5 protein-coding genes and 1 pseudogene are annotated in these 5424 nt (G+C 47.5%); 3 read left to right on the top strand and 3 right to left on the bottom strand.

The genetic code is table 11. The features are described from left to right. Positions 1-91: pseudogene (locus CAG65_RS13845) on the bottom strand (DUF2760 domain-containing protein); the annotation flags it as partial. 448 nt (positions 92-539) lie between these two features. Here CAG65_RS13845 and CAG65_RS13850 point away from each other — a divergent pair. Next, positions 540-2081, top strand: a complete 1542-nt coding sequence (locus tag CAG65_RS13850) for a sensor domain-containing diguanylate cyclase (protein ID WP_237668814.1) — start codon at positions 540-542, stop codon at positions 2079-2081. 81 nt (positions 2082-2162) lie between these two features. Then, a complete protein-coding gene (locus tag CAG65_RS13855) occupies positions 2163-2693 on the top strand; it encodes a 3'-5' exonuclease (RefSeq protein WP_161454024.1) in 531 nt (176 codons plus the stop codon). Between the two features lie 236 nt (positions 2694-2929). On the opposite strand, the gene CAG65_RS13860 is transcribed toward CAG65_RS13855, so the two are convergent. Further along, entirely contained in the window at positions 2930-3388 is a 459-nt protein-coding gene (locus tag CAG65_RS13860) for a tellurite resistance TerB family protein (RefSeq protein ID WP_021703511.1), read from the bottom strand. A gap of 109 nt (positions 3389-3497) precedes the next feature. Beyond that, positions 3498-3839 (bottom strand): hypothetical protein, encoded by a 342-nt coding sequence (locus tag CAG65_RS13865; protein WP_040902118.1) that lies wholly within the window; start codon positions 3837-3839, stop codon positions 3498-3500. Positions 3840-4099: 260 nt separating this feature from the next. Here CAG65_RS13865 and CAG65_RS13870 point away from each other — a divergent pair, with 260 nt between their 5' ends. After that, positions 4100-5422, top strand: a complete 1323-nt coding sequence (locus CAG65_RS13870; protein ID WP_161454025.1) for a MipA/OmpV family protein — start codon at positions 4100-4102, stop codon at positions 5420-5422. Positions 5423-5424 lie beyond the last annotated feature (2 nt).

Here is a 5424-nt window from a genome sequence, read left to right on the forward strand (position 1 = left end):
CGGCAATGATCAGCAGTAGCAAGCTGGAAGCCGCCAGACCTGCGTGAAGCATATCGAAAGTTTGAGGGACCATTTGTAAATCGAAGTTCATGATGAATTCTCTTTGAATTGTAATATTTCCAGGTGAGACGGCTCACTGCTCACCTTGGCGTTACGCCATGCTTAAGTGTCAAATAGGGGCGAATAGTACCATATTCAACCCGCATGGCTCGTTGAAATACAACCCATATTGCGGAATAACGTTCTGATTGACGGGTTTTTAGACAGGAAGTGAGTGAGATCTTTGTCCAAAAAATAAGTCTAATTGATGATAATTGATTAAAAGTATTCTGATTTTAGCGATTTCATGGCTCAATGAGACCTTATCCATTGAAGAATATTTTCAATATAAGTGGCTGTGTTTGGCGGTCTTTTAGCTAAATTCTGCAGCATTCTTTCTCAAAGATGAGATAAATAGTGGGCCACTTAAGGTGGCTCGACTACGCTGTTAGACAGGTTTATTTGAGCCAGACATCGCTCCAGACGATTTATAATAAGTAATGAAAGTTTATCGAAAAAGTCGCTCAGCCTATTCAATCATCACCTTCTTCTCAGCTAGTGTTGTCACCTTGCTCGCCATGGCGATCGTCTACTACGAGCAGCGTGAAGATAACTTGCATGTGTTTGAAAACCTCACCCAACGTCAGACGGATGCGTTACAGCGCTCTGTGTTGAATGACATCAACTACATCGGGGCCGCCGCCAACTTCTTCCATTCCAATTTTCCGGAAAACTGGGGGCAGTTCAGCGTATTTGCGCATGAGTTGATCAATAACTCGCCAAGTTTGATCACATTGCAATGGCAGCCCAAAGTGGAAGCACATGAGATTAACGACCATGTCGCTAAAGCGCGTAAGATCTTTCCTGATTATCGTCTCTACACCATCCCGAAGGACGGTAAGAAGACTTACGGCTACGTGATGAAAAATCAGGACCCCATCTTTGTCATGAGTGATATCTATCCACGCACTCCGGTGAATATCGGGTTGCTGGGGTTCTATTCGACCAAACTGCGGTTTGAGCTGGTACTGGAGTCAATGCGTGAGACACGTCAGGCCAATGTCTCGGACAAAGTAAGGTTGCTGGCTGACGGGCTGGACGCTGATCTGGAAAAGCGTGGCTTACTGGTTTATCTGCCAGTCTTTGATCAACAGCACAACAAAACGTTGATTGGAGTTGTTGTCGGTGTGGTTCTAGTCGACATGTACTTCAACAACTTGATGAACAAAACTGCGTCAGAGCAGGACTTGCTGATTCGTGTTACCGACATGGGTTATGACTCGGAAGATGAACCCGTGCTGTTTCAAAGCCCGAACTGGGACAAAGTTAAAGGTGCGGCAATCAGTAAAACCCTGGAGTTGCCAAATCGCCGTTGGATTATTGACTACAAAATGCCGCAACCTTACACCCGACATGATCAACTGGCGTTAGTGGCGGTTGGCATTGGCGGATTACTGATGGCGTTTATGCTTGGCTTTATTGTCCACCTGCTGGCACGAGAGCGTCAGCGTTTGTCGGTCATGCTGGAAGAGCGCACTGCCGAGTTGCGTTTTCTGGTGGAACACGACAGCCTGACCGGCTTGTTTAATCGCCGTGCGTTCAATCAATTTTTGGAAGAGTACATTAAAGCGCGTAAGCCGTTCAGTTTGGTGACGTTTGATATTGATCACTTTAAGTCAATCAATGATCAGTACGGTCATATCGTGGGAGATGAGATGCTGATCCATGTGTCACGTTTGATTGAAAAAGCGTTAAAGCCCAACGATTTATTTATGCGAATGGGGGGAGACGAGTTCTGTATTATCTCACGTGAGATTGATCCCGGTCGTTTACATCACTATATGAATGGGGTGAGGGCAATGGTGCATGGCAATGCGCTGATGTCTGATGTTGGCCCGGTGATCTGTAGTCTGAGTATTGGCGCCGCGGTGCATCAACACCATGATGCCGAACAAATTCTGCGTGCAGCGGATGAACAGTTGTACGTCAGCAAAGAGAACGGGCGGAATCGGGTGACTGTCGCTGGTTTTCCACCCGGTTAAACTGAGGTAGGTCGATGTTTGACTTCAGTTCAGGTAGAATCCTGCGCTTTAACTTTACGTGGGCATAGAATAAGGCGAACGATGAATCATAACCGTATTGTCTGTTTTGATCTGGAAATGTGTTGCTGGAATGAAGACGGTGTCGGTACGACGGGCGAAATCATTGAAGTTGGTCTGGCGGAAATCGATCTGGCAAAAGGTGAGATCGTTAAACGCGCCCAGTACTATGTTAAACCAGAACACGACCAGGTTTCCGATTTCTGTACCGAGCTGACGGGCATTTCCCCACGTAAAATCGATAAACAGGGGCGTTCTTTAAAGGCGGTGCTACAGTCGATGGTCAAAAACTTTGGCGGGCCGAACAAAATCTATGCGTCCTGGGGACGAGACGATCTGATCCTGATTGAAGAGTGTCAGCGCAAAGGGTTGGACGTGCCGTTCAAAGAGTTCATTAACCTGGCTACCTTGTACCGGGTTCAGCATCGTCTGAAAGATAAGCGGATAGGCCACCGGGCAGCGCAGGAAGCCAAGGGCATTGAGTGGGAAGGTCGCCAACATTCCGGGTACGTAGATGCCTACAACTTAGCCAAACTGGCCCTGACCATGTTGTGATGATGTTTGTTGTCATTTAAATGAAATTGGTTTTATATATTTTTGTCATCTGTTGTGATTAGACTGTTTCTGTCACTCAATAGAGATTGAGTCATGGAATTAATACTAACAACGTTATGGCTGGCAAATTAGGTTCTTGGTCTGGTCTTTTTTGCACGCTGGCATCAACTGCCGGTGCTGTGACTAGATTAACCTTCTGCCGAAAAATAAAAGAGTGCGTTACACACGCACTTTTTTTATGGGTTCTGATTCTTCTCCGTGACCGCCAGTTTGGCCCGAATAAACTCACTGTGATTGACGTAGAGGAGTTCGGCTGTTTTGCGTATCAAAGCATCCTCAAGCGGGTCAATTTCACCGTCTGCGTGAGCAACTTCCCACATGGCTTTGACCAGTTCAAAGCGTTGCGCCTGGCTCATGTCTCTGAGCTGGTCAGTAAAATCATACAGAGAAGCGGAATGTTGAACCCGGTGTTCGGCTTCGGTCAGTAATGCGCTGGCGTCTGCTTCGCTTTGTTGCGTCAGACGGCTGAGCAACGCCAGTTTAGCGTTGCGTTCGCTATCGTCGACCTGATGGTCTGCGTCGGCCACTTCACACAGTAAGCAGGCAATGGCCAGGTTGGGGTTGGCCGTTTGAGCATTGCTCAAATCGCCACCTTCCAGAAACTGTTTAAATGCGCTGGCGATGGAATTAAACATGGGATAGAGCCTTTTTGATTGTCTGTATCTAATTACATAGTGGTCAACAAAAACGATCACAAGTTCCCACACAAAGAAATTTACTGCGTTTTTTCAAAGGCCCGCTTTTTTAATCCGTTTCTAACAGCTCAATCACCTCTGAACTGGTTTTTTCATGTGCGGCGAGCAGCAGCGCCAACATCGCATCTGCCTTGGTGTGACTGTCGCTGTCTGAGTCGAGAATCTCTTTCAGACGCAAGTGGATCATATCGATCTCGTGCTCAACAAATCCACGACCTTCTTCTTCACCCTGGATGTCTTCGGGGGCACTGTCGAAATTGAGAAACAGGAGTTCTCCGTCCCGGCGGGCGTCAACCAGTTGCTCTGGCAGCCACTCTTCTCCGGTGACAATTACAGGATCGTCATGATCTGGTAGAGACGACAGAATGTGCTTGAGTTCTGATGCTTTCACGGCGTTTTCAAACAAGTTTAAGATTATTGTCTATTGTATCGGCTAAGAGACGGAAAACATAAGCTATTGTTACAGGGAAACCGTCAGCGTGATGTCATTTTATTCCTGCCCCAGCGTTGGATGTTTCATGGGCCTGCTTGCACATTGTGTGCGCGAAAATTGGTTACACTTTTGAACGATTTTACAGTCTGTGGCCAAATGGGGCTGATTTATACTGGCGCGATTGCAAAGCGATTGACTCGCATCAGGAGCCAATAATAATGAAATTTCAACCAACAAGCTGGCGTACGTTCCCTTGGCTAGTGGGTCTGTGTTCTGTACCGGTGTCCGCCTTAGCGAAAGATAGCCCTGAGCAAGACTGGGGGATCGCAGCCATGTATCGGATGGCGACGGTTCCGTACGATACGCGAGACGGGGATCAGAGCGTGTCTACATTCGTACCGATGATGTTCTTTCAAAATGAGCACCTGTTCATTGATGGCATTGAGGCTGGGCTGTTTTTGTTTAATGAACCCGAGCAGGAATGGCGGATTTCGGCGCTGACCCGGCTGCGTTTTGTCGACATTCCGGCGTCCTTACAAAATGCCAATCAAGGGGACGCGGTCGATTTTGGTGCGCAGTTACGTTACCGAATGGATGAGCAATGGTCTTTTGATACCGAAATCATGAGTGATGACGAATTTCGTTTTCATGGCAATCTGCGCCTCTCGGCACAATTTGAATCCGGTGACTGGGACATCAACCCGGCGTTGACGGTGCGTGTTAAGGACGCCGATTTTAACAGTACTTATTACGCTTTTTCAGAGTACACCAACGAGCGGATTGGCCCTGGTGTTGACGCCAATATTGGTTTTGATGCCCGATATCATGTGGCTTCTAACCTGTATCTGCTTGGGGCTGCGAGTGTTACCGTGCTCGACAGTAAGGCCTATCGCAGCCGAGCGGTCGAAGAGAGAACCCAGGGAGAACTGTTTGTTGGATTCGGTTTTTTCCGAGACAAAACCAAAGCGCCGAAATCGGCGTTAAGTAACAAGCGTTATCTGCGCCTGGCTCATGGTTGGGGAACGCCTTCCAACATCGGGGAAATATTTTCGTTTAATCGGGAAAAGGATCCGTACAACAACCAACTGACGTCTGTGTTTTACGGACATCCGCTCACAGACGAATTGTTTGGCCTGCCATTGGATATCTACCTCACGCCAGGCCTGGTTCATCATTGGTCGTCAGCGGTACAAAGCAGCAGCACGGAATACGTCGCGGCGATCAAAGCGTATTACACCTTCGAGTGGCCAACCACCTGGCGGTTTGGGTTTGCCGAAGGTTTGTCGTATATCGATAACATCACTTACATTGAGCAATCCGAGATGGAGCGGAAAGGGTACACAGCCAATCATCTATTGAATTATCTGGACTTTTCCTTCGATGTTAATGTTGGCGAACTGTTCAATAACCGTGAGCTGAAAAAACTGTGGTTTGGTTACTCGCTGCATCATCGCTCGGCCATTTTTGAAAAGGCCTCTCAGTTTGGTCGGATCAAAGGCGGCAGCAACTACAATACGGTGTATCTCCAATATGATTTCTGATT

The sequence above is a fragment of the Vibrio sp. V39_P1S14PM300 genome (genome assembly GCF_009904765.1).
Classification (GTDB): Bacteria; Pseudomonadota; Gammaproteobacteria; order Enterobacterales; family Vibrionaceae; genus Vibrio; species Vibrio proteolyticus.